Genomic DNA, 17,109 nt, shown 5'->3' with positions numbered 1-17,109 from the left:
GTACGGGGGGGCAGGCCGCCCCGGGGGCCCGTGGCGGCCTGCCGTGCCTCGTCGGTCGGCGCCTCAGCGATTGCTGCTGATGGTCTCCCGTGCCGCGCGCAGGGATTCCTTCAGGGACCCCATGGTGGCGAGCACCGCCGTGGGCTCGTAGCCGCAGTGCGCCATGCAGTTGGCGCAGCGCGGGTCCTTGCCGCGGCCGTACTTCTCCCAGTCGGTCTCCTCGATGAGCTGACGGTACGTCGGTACGTAACCGTCGTTCATCAGGTAGCAGGGGCGCTGCCAGCCGAAGAGCGAGTAGTTCGGGATCGCCCACGCGGTACACGGGAAATCCGCCTTGCCCTCCAGGAAGTCCAGGAAGAGCGGCGAGTGGTTGAGCCGCCAGCGGCCCCGGTTACCGCCCGCGAAGGCCTTCTTGAAGAGCTCGCGGGTCTGCTCGACGCCCAGGAAGTGCTCCTGGTCGGGCGCCTTCTCGTAGGCGTAGGCGGGCGAGATCATCATCTCGTCGACCTGGAGGTCGTCGTTGAGGTAGTTGAGGACCTCGATGATGGTCTGCGGGGTGTCGGTGTTGAAGAAGGTGGAGTTGGTGGTGACGCGGAATCCGCGCCGCTTGGCCTCCTTCATCGCGGCGACGGCCTCGTCGAAGACGCCCTCCTTGGCGACCGACTCGTCGTGCCGCTCGCGCAGTCCGTCGATGTGCACGGCGAAGGCGAAGTACGGGGACGGGGTGAACTTGTCGAGCTTCTTCCGCATCAGCATCGCGTTGGTACAGAGGAAGACGTACTTCTTCTTCGCGACGAGCTGACGCACGATCTCGTCGATCTGAGGATGCATCAGGGGTTCGCCACCGGCGATCGACACCATGGGGGCGCCGGATTCGAGCACCGCTCCGACCGCCTGGGCGACCGGCATGCGCTGCTTGAGGACACCGGCCGGGTGCTGGATCTTCCCGCAGCCCTCACAGGCGAGATTGCAGGCGAACAATGGCTCCAGCTCGACGATCAGCGGGAACTTCTCACGCTTGCGGAGCTTCTGTTCGAAGAGATACGTCGCGACCTTGATGGACTGACGGAGCGGCATGGCCATCTGGCTCACCTCCTGGGGAGCAGTAACGATCGGTGCCATTCGTAGAAAGCCGGAAGGACGGCACGGAGAACACGGAAGGCCGATATTCCACCGCGAACCGTGCCGATGCGGACGAGCTCATGTTCTGGAGCGTCCACGACCACCCGGACGGCCGCAACCGGGCGCGGTCCGTGACTCAGGGCGGTACGCAGTGTCGCGGCGGACTCCATGTCCACCGCGATGGCCCCGCCCGCCCGCAGCGCGGCCCGCTCGGAGCCCCGTACGACGTGGTCGGAGCCGGTCAGCGGGCCGGTGTGGACGGTGCGGCCGGGGAACGCCCCGGCCAGTGCGGCGACCAGGACGCCGGTGCCGACGCAGGGAGTGGCGCCGTCCGCGTCCCGGGTCTCCTCGGCGACGACCAGGTCCCCCGGGTGCATCCCCGGGGCGAGGCCGGCGCAGAAGCCGGAGGCGATCACGGCGGCGTCGGGAACGCCGCCGGGGCCCAGGAGACGCGCCACGGCCGCCTCCGCCGCCCGGGGGCCCATCCCGGTGCGCAGCACGCGGACCGGGCCCGGGGCGCCCCTGCCGCTGCGCAGGGCGACCTGCTCGATGCCGAGGGCGCAGGCGACCAGCAGCGGCGGCACGGGGCTCCCGGGCCCTCGCGGATCGCCCATCAGGCCCCCTCGGCGGCGCTCGCGCGGTCGGCGAACGGGTCGCCGTACACATAACGTCCGAGTGCCGTGAGAGGGAAGACCTGGCGGTAGAGGTGGTAGTTGATGGAAAAATCCCAGGGGAAGCCGGTGCCGGTGAAATACGGCTCGTCCCAGGAGCCGTCGGCCTGCTGCGCCTCGGTCAGCCAGGTGACGCCGCGGGCGACCGGGCGGGTGTCACGGCGGCCCGCGGCGAGGAGGGCGAGCAGCGCCCACGCGGTCTGGGAGGCGGTGGACTCACCGTGCCCGATCCACTTCTCCTCCTGGTAGGAGCGCAGATCCTCGCCCCAGCCGCCGTCGTCGTTCTGAACGGATTCCAGCCATCCCACGGCCCGGCGGATCGCGGGGTGGGCGGCGGGCAGTCCGGCAACGATCAGGGCGGGCACCACGGACCCGGTGCCGTAGACGTAGTTGACGCCCCAGCGCCCGAACCAGGCCCCGCACGCCTCCTGTTCGGCGAGCAGCCACTCGATGCCCTCGCGGGTACGGGGGTGGTTCGCGAGGCCCTCGACGGCGAGCATCTCCACGACATGGCCGGTGACGTCGGCCGACGGCGGGTCGATGACCTCACCGAAGTCGCAGAAGGGCAGGCGGTTGGGGAAGGGGCTGGTGTTGTCGGCGTCGAACGCGCCCCAGGCTCCGTTGCGGGACTGCATCCCGAGGTTCCAGCGGACCCCGCGGTCGATGGCCGCCTGCATGCGGGCGGGGTCCGGGTGGCGTACCCGGCGCAGCGCAAGAACGACTTCGGCGGTGTCGTCGATGTCCGGGTAGTTGTCGTTGTGGAACTCGAACGCCCAGCCCCCCGGGGCGAGTTCGGGCTTTCGCACCGACCAGTCACCGGGTCTGGTGATCTCCTCGGCCAGCATCCAGTCGGCGGCCTTCACCAGGGCGGGGTGATCGGGTCTGAGTCCGGCGTCGGCCAGGGCGATGGTGGCCAGGCAGGTGTCCCAGACGGGCGACTGGCAGGCCTCGACCATGCGGGCGCCGTCCTCGCGCCGGACGGCGAACCGGTCGAGCGAGGCCAGGCCGGCCTTCATCACCGGGTGGTCGAGGTCGTAGCCGAGCAGGTGCAGCGCGATGATGGAATAGACGGCGGGCGGCTGGATCCCGCCCCAGCATCCGTCGTTCTCCTGGCGCTCGATGATCCACCGGGCGGCCAGGTTCATCGCGACGCGGCGCAGCGGGCGCGGGGCGACCTTGTGGTAGAGGTGCAGCCCTTTGTCGAGGCGCTGGAAGAGCCCGTCCCAACTGGCGGGCGGGGCAAGCTTCCTGGCCGGGTTGGGATGGTGGGGGTCGGTGTGCAGCTCGTCCAGGGCGAAGGGCGCCGGGCGCACCGGGCGCTTGGCGGAGACGACGGTGAGCGGCACGATGGTCTGCCGGGCCCAGCAACCGAAGTCGTAGATGTTGAGCGGGACCCACTTGGGGAAGAACATCAGCTCGGGCGGCAGTTCGGGGAGGTCGTCCCATTTCCACCAGCCGAACAGGGCCAGCCAGATGCGGGTGAAGACGCGGGCTGCCGCGATGCCGCCCTGCTCCCTGATCCAGCCGGAGGCGCGTGCCATGTGCGGTTCGTCGGGGCGGTCCCCGGCCAGCCGCAGGGCGACGTACGCCTCGATCGTGGCGGAAAGGTCGGCCGGTCCGCCGTAGAAGGTGTTCCAGGTGCCGTCGCCGAGCTGTTCGCCGCGGATGAAGAGGGCGGCGGCCCGGGTGGTCTCGGGATCCTGGATGCCGAGGAACTGGCGCAGGAGCAGGTCCTCGGCGTCCATCGTGACGTTGGTGGCGAGGTCGCCCTTCCACCAGCCCTGCTCGTCCTGTCTGCCGAGGAGGTGCTCCACGGAGCGTTCCGCGGCCCGCCGCGCGGCGACGGTCACGTCGTCCGCGGCGGTGGTCATGTCGGGTGGATCATCGGCCGGGGCCCCGGAGAGGTTCGCGGCCCCGGTCGATCCGTCGGTCGTCGCTGTCATGAGCTTCCCCTTCGTGCAGTCGGTTCTCTGCTGTGCTGGGGTCTCCGTCGGCCGGCGCCCGGTGAGGGGGCGCCGGCCGGCGACTGCGAGTCATATGCGAAGAGTGGTCATCTCTTGCGTACCACCACGAAGTCGGCGAGCTCGGTGAGCTGCTCCCGCACCCGGTGGGGCATGTCGACGGCGTGCAGTGCCTCGATGGCGACCGCGTGCTGACGACGGGCTTCCTGGGCGGTCCACTCGCGGCCGCCCGCCTCCTCGATGAGTGCCGCGCGGGCGGCGAACTCCTCTTCGGAGAAGCTGTCGAAGTCGTTGCTCCTGGCGTCGGCGGCAAGCAGTTCGCCGAGCCGCTCGGAGGCCTCGCCGCCCGCGGCGAGCGCGGCGACGACGGGCAGGGACTTCTTGCGCTGGCGCAGGTCGCTCCAGGTCTGCTTGCCGGTGGACTCCGGGTCGCCCCAGATGCCGAGGAGGTCGTCGACGGCCTGGAAGGCGAGGCCGAGGTGGTAGCCGTACGCCTCCAGGGTGTCGGCGGTACGGTCGTCGGCGCCGCCGAGCACCGCGCCGATGGAGACGGCGCAGGCCAGCAGGGCGCCGGTCTTGTTGCCCTCCATCTCCAGGCACTCCTCGACGGTGACCCGCTCGCGGTGCTCGTAGGAGATGTCCTGGGCCTGACCGTCGATGAGCTTGCGGGTGGCGGTGGTCAGCCGGCGGGCCGCGCGGCCCGCCTGGACCGTGCCGAGCTCCAGCAGCAGGTCGTAGGCGAGCGCGAAGAGCGCGTCGCCGACCAGGATCGCCTGGGCCGGGCCGTGCACCTTCCATACGGTGTCGCGGTGACGGCGCTGCTCGTCGCCGTCCATCAGGTCGTCGTGCAGCAGCGAGAAGTTGTGCACGAGTTCGACGGCCACCGCGCCGGGGATGCCGGCCTCGGCGGGGGCGCCCGCGGCCTCGGCGGACAGCAGGGCGAGCGCGGGACGCACGGCCTTGCCGCCGTCGCCGTCCGAGGGCCGTCCCTCGGCGTCGATCCAGCCGAAGTGATAGGCGGCGACGGTGTCCATGGGCGGCGCGAGCCGGCCCACGGCAGCCCGCAGGACCGGCGCTGACAGGGCTCGTCCGCGCTCCAGAAGCGCGGTGACGTCCGCGGTGTCCGCCACGGTGTCGAAAGCCGGATTCGCCGGGGTCACTGACTCTCCTCTTGTTCCGGTGGTACTGCTCATGCCGCCTCCTGCAGCGGATGTCCAAGGGGGCGGCCGAGGTCGTGAAGGGCCGCGTCGGCGGCGGCTGCGCCGCTGCGCACGGCACCCTCCATGGTCGCGGGCCAGCCGGTGTCGGTCCAGGCCCCCGCCAGGTGGAGGCCGGGCGCCCTGGTGCGGGGGCCCGGACGCAGCCGCCCGACGCCCGGGGCGGGCGCGAAAGTGGCGGTGCGCTCCCGGGTGACGAAGAAGTCGCGGATGCCGGCGCCGCGGGCGGCGGGGAGCAGCCGCTCCAGCTCGGGCAGGTAGCGGGAGCGCAGTTCGGCGACGGGCAGGTCGATCTCGTCCTGGGCGGCTGACTGCGAGACCGCCAGGTACTGCCCGGGGCCGGTGAGGCCCGAGGAGTGGGTGCGGTCGAAGACCCACTGGACCGGGGAGCCGATCGCGGCGAAGAACGGCCTGCGCAGCACCTTGCGGTCGTAGACGACGTGCACGTTCAGAATGGGCGCGTACGCGATGTCGAGCAGCAGGTCGGGTTCGTCGAGAGCGCCCGGGGGCAGCAGGTCGTGGGTCTCGGTCTGCGGCACGGCCAGGACGACGGTGTCGGCGGTGATCCGCTCACCCGCTGTCTCGACGCTCCAGCGGCCGCCCTCGGTGCGGGTCAGGGACCCGGCCTTGGCGCGCAGTTCGGTGCGGACGCCCGCGGTGTCCAGGGCCTTGCGGGCGAAGGTGTCGTGGAGCTCGCCGAGCGGCACGGTGGCCCAGCCGATGTCGGCGGCGCCGGGCTCGGAGAGCAGGCCGGTCTTGAAGACCTTCGCCGCGAGGGCCATGGAGGCGTTCGGGGCGGTGGCGTTCAGCGTGGCGACGCCGACGAGGTCCCAGAGCGCCTCGATGGCGCGTTCCGACTGTCCGTGCCGGCGCAGCCAGGTGGCGAAGTCGATGCGGTCGAGTTCCGGGTCGGCGGGGTCGAGGCGGCCGAGCGCGAGGGCGGCGCGGCCCACGCCCGCCTTCTCGGCGAGGGAGAGGTGGGGATAGGCGGCGAGTCCGCCGGCCAGGTGCAGCGGCACGGGCAGGCCGGTGCGGCGCAGCCGTCCCAGGCGCGGCCCGGCGGCCCGGCCGACGTCCAGCACGGGCACGTCGAGACGGTCCTGGAGCGGGGCCAGGGGGGCGGCGTCGATCCGGTCGAGGAACCAGCGGTAGCCGGTGCAGCAGCGCAGATAGACGTGCTGGCCGTTGTCGACGGTGAGGTCGCCGCGCTGGAAGGAGAAGGCGAGGCCGCCGAGACGGGGGCGTCCTTCCAGGAGGGTCACGTCGAGTCCGGCGTCGGCGAGGCGGAGCGCCGCCGTGACGCCGGCGAGACCACCGCCGACGACGACGGCGACGGGGCGGGGGCTCTCGTCGCTCATGCCTGCCCCTCCCGCCGGGTCGTGGCCGTCTGCCGGATCCTCACCCTGGAGATCGTCGCAGTCAGTGACGCGACAGGCCACTGGAGGGTTGTCCGGGCGCGGAAGCTGCCGGAGACCATCAGGCTCGCCCCCTGGCGGTGAGCCGCGAGATGTGGCGGGCGTCCAGTCCGGACAGGCCGCGCACCGCGACGTAGGCCTTCTCGTGGCCGGGAAGCGAGACCCGCCCGCGCAGTACGGCCTCGGGGTCGCGCTCGATCCGGTCGAGGAGGCGGCGGTAGATCCCGGCCATCGCCGCGACGCAGGCGCCGCTGCGGCGGTCGAGCATCGGCAGCAGCCGGTAGCCCTCGGCGAACAGGGCGCGGGCGCGGCGGACCTCGAAGTGGATCAGGCCCGCGAAGTCGGAGCCGGGGGGCGGGGTGGTCCGGTGGAAGCCGGCCGAGCACCCGAATGCGGCCAGGTCCTCGGCGGGCAGGTAGGTGCGTCCGTTGCCGGCGTCCTCACGGACGTCGCGCAGGATGTTGGTGAGCTGGAGGGCGAGGCCGAGGGTGTCGGCGTACTCGGCGGCGCGCTCCGCCCCCCGGGCGCCCGGCGCGGTGCCGAAGACGCCGAGGCTGAGGCGTCCGATGGCTCCGGCGACGCACCGGCAGTAGGACGTAAGGTCGTCCCAGGTCTCGTAGGTCGCGCCCCGGACGTCCATCAGGACGCCGTCGATCAGCTCGTCGAGCCCGCCGAGCGGGAGCGGGAAGCGGGAGGCGGCGTCGGCGAGCGCGACGGCCACCGGGTCGGTGTCGTCCTCGTCGACCGCGTCCTTGCGGATCCGCTCCAGCAGTTCGCGGGTGCTCTCCAGCCGGATCCGCTTGGTCTCCGGGTCCAGCTCACCGTCGCCGATGTCGTCGACCCGACGGGAGAAGGCGTACAGCGCCGACATGGCCTGCCGCTTCTCGAGCGGCAGCAGTCGGATGCCGTAGGCGAAGTTACGGGCCTGCTGTCCGGTGACGGTCTCGCAGTAACTGTATGCGGCCTGCACCGGCGGCGACATGTACGTCGGCTGTCCCTCCACGGTCCGGCTCACCTCTCTCCACGCGCTCTTCGCAAGACGGTTCCCACTTCGCGCAGCAGGCTGGGCTTGGTGGGTTTGGGCGGTCCGGGCAGTACGTCGAACCCGGCGGCCGAGATCGCCGTGAGCGCGCTGCGCCCGCCTCCGACGAATCCGGCGAGGAGCAGCTTGAGCCTGCCGTTGACGCTGCCCACCAGAGGGGGGCCTTCGTTCAGCAGCTCGCTCGCGCGCTGGGCCTCGTAGGCGATCAGGGCGCGGACGGAGGCTCCGGCAGAGGGCGCGGCCAGGTCGGTTTCGGTGACCCGGAAGCGTTCCATGTCCTCGGCGGGCAGATAGATCCGGTCGCGTTTCAGGTCCTCGGCCACGTCCTGCAGGTGCTCGACGATCTGGAGCGCGGTGCAGACCGCGTCGGAGCGGCGGACGCGTTCCGGGCTCGTGGTGCCGGTGAGGGCGAGGACCAGGCGGCCGACCGGGTTCGCCGAGAGCTCGCAGTAGGCGGCGAGTTCGGCGTAGCTGCCGTAGCGGCGGATCTTCTGGTCCTGGCGGTTGGCCTCGATCAGGCCGAGGAAGGGTTCGGGGGTGAGCGTGCGGCGCCGCACGGTGGGGCGCAGGTTGCGCAGCAGCGGGTGGTGCGGCTCATCGCCGGTGGTGGCGAAGACCCGGTGAAGGTCGGTCTCGAAGGCGTCGAGCATGGCGAGGCGGTCGTCGCTCTGCTCCGGCTCCAGTCCGAGGTGACGGGCGTCCGCGCCGCCGGGGGCGAGGTCGCCGTCGCCGATGTCGTCGACGAGCCGGGCGAATCCGTAGACCGCCATCAGGTCGTCGCGCCAGGCGCGGGGCAGGAAGAAGGGCGCCACGGGGAAGTTCTCGTCCGCGGCCTTGCCGAGGGTGGCTGCACCGGTGTGCGCCTCGGGGGTCGGGGTCACTGCGGACCGCCCGGCGCGGGGACGGCGAGACCACGTCGGAGCTGGAGATCTTCCGTCATTGCCGTCACATCTCCCGTTCTACACTGCTGATCCAAAACAACCCTTTTCGGACACGCCGCTCAATCTTCCGAGTGCACTGCGGCAGAGCGGGCGGTGCCGGGGCGTATCGCCCTACTTGCCATGAATCAGCACCGCTACAGCTTACGTTGTACAGCTCACAGGGGATCGACGGGGTGGAGCGCCCGCCGCCGCTTCCCGGCTGTGCCCGTCAACCTTCCCCGCGTACGGGGCGATTGACGTCATCCGCCGGGAGGAGATCGCCCCCGGGGGCCTCCTGCGGACGGCCTGCCCGGCGGTGCCGGACGCCGCACACCCCGTGGCCCCCGCCGGACCGGTCCGGCGGGGGCCACGGGAGAGCTCGGACTACTTGCCCGTTTCGCGCTCGTACGCCTTGAGGACTTCCTCGGTGGGGCCGTCCATCAGGAGCTCGCCCTTCTCCAGCCAGAGCGCCCGGTCGCAGGTGTCCCTGATCGACTTGTTGTTGTGGCTGACCAGGAAGACGGTGCCCGCCTCCTTGCGCAGCTCGCGGATCCGCTCCTCGGAGCGGACCCGGAACTTGCGGTCACCGGTGGCCAGCGCCTCGTCGATCATGAGGACGTCGTGGTTCTTGGCGGCGGCGATCGAGAAGCGCAGCCGCGCCGCCATGCCGGAGGAGTACGTCCGCATCGGCAGGGTGATGAAGTCGCCCTTCTCGTTGATCCCGGAGAATTCCACGATCTCGCGGTAGCGCTCGCGGATCTCCTCCCGGCTCATGCCCATCGCCAGACCGCCGAGCACGACGTTGCGCTCACCGGTCAGATCGCTCATCAGCGCCGCGTTCACACCGAGCAGCGAGGGCTGACCGTCCGTGTAGACATGGCCGGATTCGGTCGGCAGCAGACCCGCGATGGCTCGCAGCAGCGTCGACTTGCCGGAGCCGTTGGTGCCGATGAGGCCGATGGCCTCGCCGCGGTAGGCGGTGAAGGAGACACCGCGTACGGCGTGCACCTTGCGGACACCGCGCGGCTCGCCCTTGCCCCGCCGCATCATGCGGCTCAGCGCGGCGGTGGCACTGCCCCGGCCGCCGCCCGTGCCGTTGACCCGGTACACGATGTGCACGTCGTCGGCGATCACCGTGGGGATGCGCCCCTGTGCGTTGTCCTCAGCCACGGCCGTACCGTTCCTCTGCCTTCCAGAAGTACACGAATCCCACGACGCCCAGCAGCACGGCCCAGCCCAGGCCGACGGCCCAGACGTGGTCCGGCAGGTTCTCGGATCCGTATCCGTCGATCATCGCGAAGCGGACCAGGTCCATGTAGATGGCCGCCGGGTTGTACTGGAGCACGTCGGCGATCCAGGCCGGCTTGTCCTTGAGCATGACCGGGATGGAGAAAATGACGCCCGAGGCGTACATCCAGGTCCGCATGACGAACGGCATCAGCTGCGCGAGGTCGGGGGTCTTGGAGCCGAGCCGTGCCATGACGAGGGCCAGGCCGGTGTTGAAGAAGAACTGGAGAATCAGGGCGGGGATCACCAGCAGCCAGGACAGCGAGGGGTAGCTGCCGAAGATGACGGCGACCGCGATCAGCACGATCATCGAGAACAGCAGTTGCTGGAGCTGCTGGAGCGAGAAGGAGATGGGGAGCGAGGCCCGGGGGAAGTGGAGGGCCCGGACCAGTCCGAGGTTGCCGGAGATCGACTTGACGCCCGCCATCACCGAGCTCTGCGTGAAGGTGAAGACGAAGACGCCGGTGACCAGGAACGGCACGAAGATGTCGTGGGGAATTCCCTCCCTGGTTCCCAGGATCAGCCCGAAGATCAGGTAATAGACCGCGGCGTTCAACAAAGGGGTGACCACTTGCCACAGCTGGCCCAGCTTGGCCTGGCTGTACTGCGCGGTCAGCTTCGCCCGGGAGAAGGCCAGGATGAAGTGGCGCCTGCCCCAGAGCTGTCTCATGTACTCGAACAGCCCCGGCCGGGCGCCGCTCACGGTCAGTCCGTATTTCGCGGCCAGCCGGGCCGCGTCGAGGCCCTCGTCGGCGGACGGCGGGGTGCCGAGGGCTACCCCACTGTCGTGGGTCGTGTCACTCACAAGTTGAAACTCTCGTCTTCACGCGCAGCCAGTCGCGGGCGCGGCTCAGGCGGACAGGTCCCGGAAAGAAAATACGCCCCATGCTCTCAGAGGAAAGCTTCTCAGATGACCGGAGGTCGTCCCAGCCTCGTCAGCCGCCACACCGTACGCCACTTCATCGGGCGACGAGGCCCGCAGGGGGTCGACCAGCCTTCCCGGAATCCGCCGAACCACGCCTTCAGCGCGGGCAGGGCCGGGCGCCTGGCCAGGGTCAGCAGCAGCCAGACCCCCGGATAGAGGGGGACCAGCGGGGCGGGCAGGTTCCGGCGGGCGAGCCAGACCCGGTTACGGGCGACCATGCGGTGGTAGACCGCGTGCCGGGACGGGGCGGTGGTGGGGTGGTTCAGGACCAGGTCCGCGCGATAGTCGATCATCCAGCCCGCGTCCAGCGCCCGCCAGGCCAGGTCCGTCTCCTCGTGGGCGTAGAAGAAGTCCTCCGGCAGCGGGCCGACCTCGGCGATGACCCGGGTGCGTACGGCGTTGGCGCCGCCGAGGAACGTCGTCACGCGCGAGGAGCGCATCGGGTCGGCGGCCCGCAGCCGGGGGACGTGCCGCCGCTGGGTGGCGCCGGTGTCCGGGTCGGCGATCCGGAAGGTGACGATCCCGAGCTTCGGGTCCGCCGCGAACGCCTGCCTGCACAACTCGGCGGTGTCCCGGTTCGGGAGCAGACCGTCGTCGTCCAGGAACAGCAGGGCGTCCACATCCGCCCCGCAGGGGCCGAACGCCTCGATGCCGACGTTGCGGCCACCGGGGATGCCCAGGTTCTCGGGCAGCTCCACCGTGCGCACCCCGGCGGGCACGTCGGGGACCGGGGAACCGTTGCCGACCACCACGACCTCGATCCGGTCACCGTGCTGGGCGGTGACCGAATCGAGGAGGGCGCGGAGTTCGTCCGGGCGGTTGCCCATGGTGATGATCACCGCGCCCAGTTTCATGGGAGAGGTCACTTCAGCCGGCTGGACGCCAGGACGGACACCAGGTGCAGCAGGGTCTGCAGCAGCGCGATGCCGGCCATGACCGCCACGGTCAGGCGGGTGTAGAAGAGGTCGCCCCCGATCGCGTCGACGACGGCCACCAGGAGGATCACCAGCGAGGCCTCGATCCCGAGGATCAGCCGGTGGAACTTGAGCGCCCCGGCCGCCCGGCGGGCCAGCGCCATGCCGGAGGAGCGCGGCTCGGACGCCGCCTCCTTCACCGGCGGCAGCCCGCCCTGGTGACGGGCCACGCCCACCAGGTCCGTCTCGGCCTTGATGAGGATCGCGCCGAGCGCGGCGAGGGTTCCGAGGAAGGCCCAGAGCCAGTCGATCCGGCCCTCGCCCCAGATGTCGGCGGCGCGCAGGCCGAGGCCGACGAGCACCGCCGCGTCGCACAGGTAGGCGGCGACCCGGTCCAGATAGACCCCGCTGAGCGAGTACTGCTTCTTCCAGCGGGCCAGCTCGCCGTCCACACAGTCGAACAGCAGGTAGAGCTGGACCATCAGCACACCGAGTACAGCGCCCCAGACGCCCGGAACCAGCAGCGCCGGGGCGGCCAGGGCGCCGGCCAGGGTCATCACGTACGTGACCTGGTTCGGCGTGACCCGGGTGTTGACCAGGTAGCGGTCCACGCGCAGCGAGACCTCACGCATGTACATGCGCCCGGCCCAGTGCTCGCCGCTGCGCCGGTCCTTCACGCCCGGGGGGTGAACGACCGGACGGAGTTCAGCTACTGATGGTCGTCGCATAGTCGGCGTACGCTTCCCTGATCTGGTCGGTGGACAGGTTGAGGTGCTCCAGGATCGTGAAGCGTCCCGGGCGCGTCTGCGGTGCGTAGTCGACGGCCTTCACGAACTCGTCGACGCTGAACCCGATCTCCTCCGGCAGGACCGGCAGACCGTGGCGGCGCAGTACCGATGCCATCAGGAGGGACTCCTGGCGGGCACCGCGCAGATACATGGCGAAGCAGGCGCCGAGGCCGACCTGCTCGCCGTGGCTGGCCGCGCGCTGGGGGTGGAGCAGGTCGAAGGCGTGGTTGATCTCGTGGCAGGCGCCGGACGCCGGACGCGAGTCGCCCGCGACCGACATCGAGATACCGGTGAGCACGAGCCCCTCGGCCAGCACCTTCAGGAAGGCGTCGTCGCCGACCCCGCCGGGGTGGCGCAGCACGGCCTCGCCCGCCTGACGGGCCATCGCGGCCGCCAGACCGTCGATCTCCTCGCCGTTGACCTCGTGGGCCAGCTCCCAGTCGGCGACGCAGGAGATGTTCGAGATCGCGTCGCCGATGCCGGAACGGACGTAACGGGCGGGTGCCTCACGGATCACGTCGAGGTCGATGACCACGGCGATCGGGGTGGGGACCCCGTAGGAGCCGCGCCCGTTGTCGTTGTCGAGCGTGGCGACCGGTGAGCACAGGCCGTCGTGCGCGAGGTTCGTCGCGACGGCGACCATGGGCAGCCCGACCCGCGCCGCGGCGTACTTCGTCACGTCGATGATCTTGCCGCCGCCGAGGCCGACGACGGCGTCGTACCGGTTGCCCTTGATGCCGTCGGCGAGCTTCACCGCGGAGTCGATCGTGCCGTCGGAGACCGGATACCAGTCGGCACCCGGCAGGACCGGGCCGAGCCTCTCCCGCAGGGCGCGCCCGGAGCCGTCGCTGATCGCGATGGCGAGCTTGCCCGACGAGGAGATCCGCTGATCGGCCAGGAGACCCGCCAGATCGTCCATGGCACCGCGCCGGATGTCGACGACGACCGGGGACGGAATGAGCCGGGTCAGTACTGGCACGCGATCTCCCGGCCCTTGGCGAGGTCGTCGTGGTTGTCGATCTCGACCCAGGTCACGGTGCCGATGGGGGCCACGTCGACGGTGAAGCCGCGGTTCACGAGCTCCTGGTAGCCGTCCTCGTAGTAGAGGTCGGGGTCGCGCTCGAAAGTGGTCTTCAGCGCGTCCGCCAGCTCCTCGGCGGCCTCGGGCTCGATGAGGGTGACGCCGATGTACTCACCGGTGGCGGTGGCCGGGTCCATCAGCTTGGTGATGCGCTGGACGCCCTTGCCCTCCTCGGTGATGACCTTCATCTCCTCGTCGGCGAGGCTCTTCTCGGTGTCCAGGGCGAGGATGATCTTCCGGCCCTGGCCGCGGGCGTCCAGGAGGGTCTTCTCGACGGAGACCGGGTGCACGGTGTCGCCGTTGGCGAGGATCACGCCGCGCTTGATGACGTCACGGGCGCACCACAGGGAGTAGGCGTTGTTCCACTCCTCGGCCTTGTCGTTGTCGATGAGCGTGAGGGTGAGGCCGTACGTGGCCTCCAGCTCGGCCTTGCGGGCGTAGACGGCCTCCTTGCGGTAGCCGACGACGATCGCGACCTCGGTGAGTCCGACCTCGGCGAAGTTGGCGAGCGTGAGGTCGAGGACCGTCTTGTCGCCGTCGACAGGGACGAGCGCCTTGGGGAGCGTGTCCGTGTAGGGGCGCAGACGTCGCCCTGCACCGGCTGCCAGTACGAGGCCGATCATGCGAGTTCTCCTTCGTCGTGAACGGCGGGGGCCGAGGAGGACACCCAGAAGCGGATGGACTCCACGAGCACCACCAGAGCCACGGCGACCGCGAGTGCGGTCAGGGCCGTGGTGAAACCTGAGGTGTGGGTGAGTACGGCGGCGAGGACGGCCACCAGCGCGGTACGGCCCTCGGGTCCACCGATCGTCCGCACCAGCCACTGGGGCGGCGCGCCGGTGCCTCCGCGAATGCGGTACACCGTGTCGTAGTGATGGTAGGCGACGGCCGAGACGAGCCCGAAGGCCGCCGGAACGGCGTGGGGGACGTCGCTGCGGGCCGCCAGCACAAGGATCGTGACGTACTCCGCGGCCCGGAAGAACGGCGGCACCAGCCAGTCGAGCGCACCCGTGAGCGGGCGGGCGACGGCGAGGCCGGAGAGCAGGACGTACACCGCGGCGGCGGCGACGGTGAGCCAACTGCCGTACGGGAGGAAGAGGGCCCCGCCGACCATCACGAGGGTGCCGAGCAGGGCGACGGCCGGCGCCGTGAACGCGCCCCGGAGTCCGGGGGCGGCCGAGGCGACGGCCTGCGCCAGGGGCCCGGAGTCGGCGAGGTCCGCGAGGGCCTGCGCGGCGCGTTCGGTGCGGCCGGCCCGGCGGGTCAGCGAGCGCAGCAGGCGGCCGGCCGTGGTGTAGCAGGCGGCCAGGGAGCAGCCGATGAGCAGGGCGTAGAAGACGGTCCGCGGGGTGGTGAGCGCGGTGAGCACGGCGATCATGGCCCAGCGCTCGCCGATCGGCAGCACGATCATCCGGCGCACCCAGACCGTCCAGCCGACGCTGTCGAGCTTGTCGGAGAGGGCTGCGGTGGGGCTGGTGTTGGCGACCGCGTCGTGGTTGGCCTCGTTGAACGAGAAGTCCACGACATGGCGGCAGGCCTGGAGGACCATCGCGCCGAGCGCGAGGACCCAGACGTCGTCGCCGCCGCGCACGGCGCCGATGGCGAGCCCGGCGTAGTACGCGTACTCCTTGGCCCGGTCGAAGGTGGCGTCCAGCCAGGCGCCCATCGTGGAGTACTGGAGCGAGTAGCGGGCGAGCTGCCCGTCGGTGCAGTCCAGGACGAAGGAGACCAGGAGCAGGATGCCGGCGGCGACATAGCCGCCCCGGGTTCCGGTCGCCGCGCTGCCCGCCGCGATGAGCGCGGTGATCAGCGAGGCGGTGGTGACCTGGTTCGGGGTGAGGCCCCGGCGGGCGCACCAGCGGGCGATGTAGCGGGAGTAGGGGCTGATGCAGTACGTGGTGAAGAAGCCGTCGTGGGCCTTCACCGCGCCGCGCAGCCGTACCGCCTCGTCGTCGACCGAGGTGAGCCCGGCCACGGCGGCGGCCTCCTGCCCGGGGTCGGTGGGCACGGCCGCGACGAGCGAGCCGAGGGCGGGGCGCTGTACGGCGGTGCCCTCGGCCTCCAGCGCGACGGCGATGCGGCCGGGTACCGTGCGGTCCTCGGGCGCGGGGTCGGTGTCCGGGTCGACGACGGGGGCGCCCGCGCCGACGGCGGCGGCGGTGCGGTGCAGCGCGCGCAGCAGGGCGCCGCGCGCCTCCGGCTGGGCGGTGAGCGCGCCGGGGACGGTGGCGGCGGGGAAACGCGGGTCGGTCAGTCCGAGCCGCAGCGCGTGGACGTGACCCACGAAACGCGGGTCGACGAGGGCGACCCGGCGGCCGGCCGGGACAGCGGCGAGGAGGGCTGCGGCGTCACCGGCGTCGACGGCGGTCTGCACGTCGAAGCCCAGGGACCGCAGATCGTCCGCGAGCGACGACCCGGGTACCGGCGTACCGGTGAGGATGGCGGTCGACAGACGAACTCACTCCTTGGCACTGACGGGGGACGGCACAGGGCCGCACGGCCACGAGAAGGACCGGCGGCGTGTCGGCTGAGGCTATCCGATGAACGGAAGGCCGAGTTCACCACCCGTTCGCGCGCTGTTCGGGTGGACCTGCAAGCGCGGCCGTCGTCGGCGATCATCATCATCGATCGGGGGCCCGGCCCACAAACCGCGGGCCGGACGGGGTGAGCGGGGCCCTTAGGCTGGCGGTCATGACATGGCTGATCACAGGCGGGGCGGGATACATCGGGGCACACGTGGCGCGGGCCATGGTGGCGGCGGGCGAGCGGGTCGTGGTGCTCGACGACCTCTCCAGCGGCATCGTGGACCGGCTGCCGGACGCCGTCACGCTGGTGGAGGGCTCGGCCTCCGACCGGGCCCTGCTGGACCGGGTGCTGGCCGGCCACGGGGTGAGCGGTGTGGTGCATCTCGCGGCGAAGAAGCAGGTCGGCGAGTCCGTGGAGAAGCCGCTGCTGTACTACCGGGAGAACGTCGCCGGGCTGGGCGTGCTGCTGGAGGCCGTGGTCGCGGCGGGAGTGCGGCGCTTCCTCTTCTCCTCCTCGGCGGCCGTCTACGGCGTACCGGACGTGGAGCTCATCACCGAGGAGACGCCCTGCCTGCCGATCAACCCGTACGGCGAGACGAAGCTCGCCGGGGAGTGGCTGGTGCGGGCCACCGGGAAGGCCCACGGGATCTCGACCGCCTGTCTGCGGTACTTCAACGTGGCGGGCGCCGCCGCGCCGGAGCTCGCGGACACCGGGGTCTTCAACATCGTGCCGATGATGTTCGAGCGGCTGACGCACGGCGAGGCCCCGCGGATCTTCGGCGACGACTACCCCACGCCGGACGGCACCTGCGTCCGTGACTACATCCATGTCGCCGACCTGGCGGAGGCCCATCTCGCCGTCGCGCGGCGGCTGGACGGGGTGGGCGCCGGCGATCTGACGCTGAACGTCGGCCGGGGCGAGGGCGTCTCGGTGCGGGAGCTGGCCGAGGTGATCGGCGAGGTGACGGGCCACGGTCCGAAGCCGGTGGTCGGGCCGCGCCGGGCCGGTGACGCGCCGAAGGCGGTGGCGTCGGCCGCGCGGATCACCGAGGAGCTGGGCTGGACGGCGCGGCGGTGCGTACGCGAGATGGTGGAGTCGGCGTGGGAGGGCTGGTGCCTGCGTCACCCCGAGGCACGCGCCGAGCGGCGTCCGTGACGGGTGTCGGAGCGGCAGCGGTGACCTGACCCGGACCGCGCCCGTGACGGTGTCAGCGCTCTGACCTGCGGAACGTTTCCGCAGG

General features: G+C 71.3%; 15 protein-coding genes. 1 reads left to right on the top strand and 14 read right to left on the bottom strand.

Annotation, left to right across the window (positions count from 1 at the left end):
* Window positions 1-63 precede the first annotated feature (63 nt).
* The 14 genes from hpnH to ACGF2Y_RS20175 all read right to left on the bottom strand — a co-directional run bounded on the left by hpnH (window position 64) and on the right by ACGF2Y_RS20175 (window position 15,717).
* Window positions 64-1,083 (bottom strand): adenosyl-hopene transferase HpnH, encoded by a 1,020-nt coding sequence (gene hpnH / locus ACGF2Y_RS20240; RefSeq protein ID WP_392949184.1) that lies wholly within the window; start codon window positions 1,081-1,083, stop codon window positions 64-66.
* Between the two features lie 5 nt (window positions 1,084-1,088).
* Window positions 1,089-1,736 (bottom strand): 1-hydroxy-2-methyl-2-butenyl 4-diphosphate reductase, encoded by a 648-nt coding sequence (locus tag ACGF2Y_RS20235; protein ID WP_392949182.1) that lies wholly within the window; start codon window positions 1,734-1,736, stop codon window positions 1,089-1,091.
* Window positions 1,736-3,736, bottom strand: coding sequence for a squalene--hopene cyclase (gene shc / locus ACGF2Y_RS20230; protein ID WP_392949179.1), 2,001 nt, complete (start codon window positions 3,734-3,736; stop codon window positions 1,736-1,738). Before shc ends, ACGF2Y_RS20235 begins: the two co-directional genes overlap by 1 nt.
* Window positions 3,737-3,843: 107 nt before the next feature.
* Complete coding sequence (locus ACGF2Y_RS20225) at window positions 3,844-4,947, bottom strand: polyprenyl synthetase family protein (protein WP_392949177.1); 1,104 nt, start codon at window positions 4,945-4,947, stop codon at window positions 3,844-3,846.
* Window positions 4,944-6,329 (bottom strand): hydroxysqualene dehydroxylase HpnE, encoded by a 1,386-nt coding sequence (hpnE, locus tag ACGF2Y_RS20220; RefSeq protein ID WP_392949174.1) that lies wholly within the window; start codon window positions 6,327-6,329, stop codon window positions 4,944-4,946. Before hpnE ends, ACGF2Y_RS20225 begins: the two co-directional genes overlap by 4 nt.
* A gap of 118 nt (window positions 6,330-6,447) precedes the next feature.
* Window positions 6,448-7,368, bottom strand: coding sequence for a presqualene diphosphate synthase HpnD (gene hpnD / locus ACGF2Y_RS20215; RefSeq protein WP_392949381.1), 921 nt, complete (start codon window positions 7,366-7,368; stop codon window positions 6,448-6,450).
* Between the two features lie 29 nt (window positions 7,369-7,397).
* Window positions 7,398-8,309, bottom strand: coding sequence for a squalene synthase HpnC (gene hpnC, locus ACGF2Y_RS20210; protein WP_392949171.1), 912 nt, complete (start codon window positions 8,307-8,309; stop codon window positions 7,398-7,400).
* Between the two features lie 423 nt (window positions 8,310-8,732).
* Complete coding sequence (locus tag ACGF2Y_RS20205; protein WP_392949168.1) at window positions 8,733-9,518, bottom strand: ABC transporter ATP-binding protein; 786 nt, start codon at window positions 9,516-9,518, stop codon at window positions 8,733-8,735.
* Window positions 9,511-10,440, bottom strand: coding sequence for an ABC transporter permease (locus ACGF2Y_RS20200; protein WP_392949165.1), 930 nt, complete (start codon window positions 10,438-10,440; stop codon window positions 9,511-9,513). The genes ACGF2Y_RS20205 and ACGF2Y_RS20200 overlap by 8 nt, the downstream gene beginning before the upstream one ends.
* Before the next feature lie 101 nt (window positions 10,441-10,541).
* Window positions 10,542-11,414 carry a glycosyltransferase family 2 protein gene (locus ACGF2Y_RS20195; RefSeq protein ID WP_392949163.1) on the bottom strand — a complete coding sequence of 291 codons (873 nt, stop codon included), beginning with the start codon at window positions 11,412-11,414 and terminating at the stop codon, window positions 10,542-10,544.
* 8 nt (window positions 11,415-11,422) lie between these two features.
* On the bottom strand, window positions 11,423-12,202 hold the full coding sequence (locus ACGF2Y_RS20190) for a CDP-alcohol phosphatidyltransferase family protein (RefSeq protein WP_392949161.1): 780 nt from the start codon (window positions 12,200-12,202) through the stop codon (window positions 11,423-11,425).
* Window positions 12,180-13,241, bottom strand: a complete 1,062-nt coding sequence (locus ACGF2Y_RS20185) for an iron-containing alcohol dehydrogenase family protein (RefSeq protein WP_392949159.1) — start codon at window positions 13,239-13,241, stop codon at window positions 12,180-12,182. The genes ACGF2Y_RS20190 and ACGF2Y_RS20185 overlap by 23 nt, the downstream gene beginning before the upstream one ends.
* The gene (locus tag ACGF2Y_RS20180) at window positions 13,229-13,966 is read right to left on the bottom strand and encodes a sugar phosphate nucleotidyltransferase (protein WP_392949156.1); all 738 of its coding nucleotides are present in this window, start codon (window positions 13,964-13,966) and stop codon (window positions 13,229-13,231) included. The genes ACGF2Y_RS20185 and ACGF2Y_RS20180 overlap by 13 nt, the downstream gene beginning before the upstream one ends.
* Window positions 13,963-15,717 (bottom strand): DUF5941 domain-containing protein, encoded by a 1,755-nt coding sequence (locus tag ACGF2Y_RS20175; protein ID WP_392949153.1) that lies wholly within the window; start codon window positions 15,715-15,717, stop codon window positions 13,963-13,965. The genes ACGF2Y_RS20180 and ACGF2Y_RS20175 overlap by 4 nt, the downstream gene beginning before the upstream one ends.
* Window positions 15,718-16,034: 317 nt before the next feature.
* Between ACGF2Y_RS20175 and galE the strand changes: the two genes are divergently transcribed.
* The gene (gene galE / locus ACGF2Y_RS20170; protein WP_392949150.1) at window positions 16,035-17,024 is read left to right on the top strand and encodes a UDP-glucose 4-epimerase GalE; all 990 of its coding nucleotides are present in this window, start codon (window positions 16,035-16,037) and stop codon (window positions 17,022-17,024) included.
* Window positions 17,025-17,109: the final 85 nt, after the last annotated feature.

The sequence above is a fragment of the Streptomyces sp. NPDC048142 genome, assembly GCF_043202835.1.
Taxonomy (GTDB): domain Bacteria; phylum Actinomycetota; class Actinomycetes; order Streptomycetales; family Streptomycetaceae; genus Streptomyces.
This window is presented reverse-complemented; position numbering and strand designations above follow the sequence as displayed.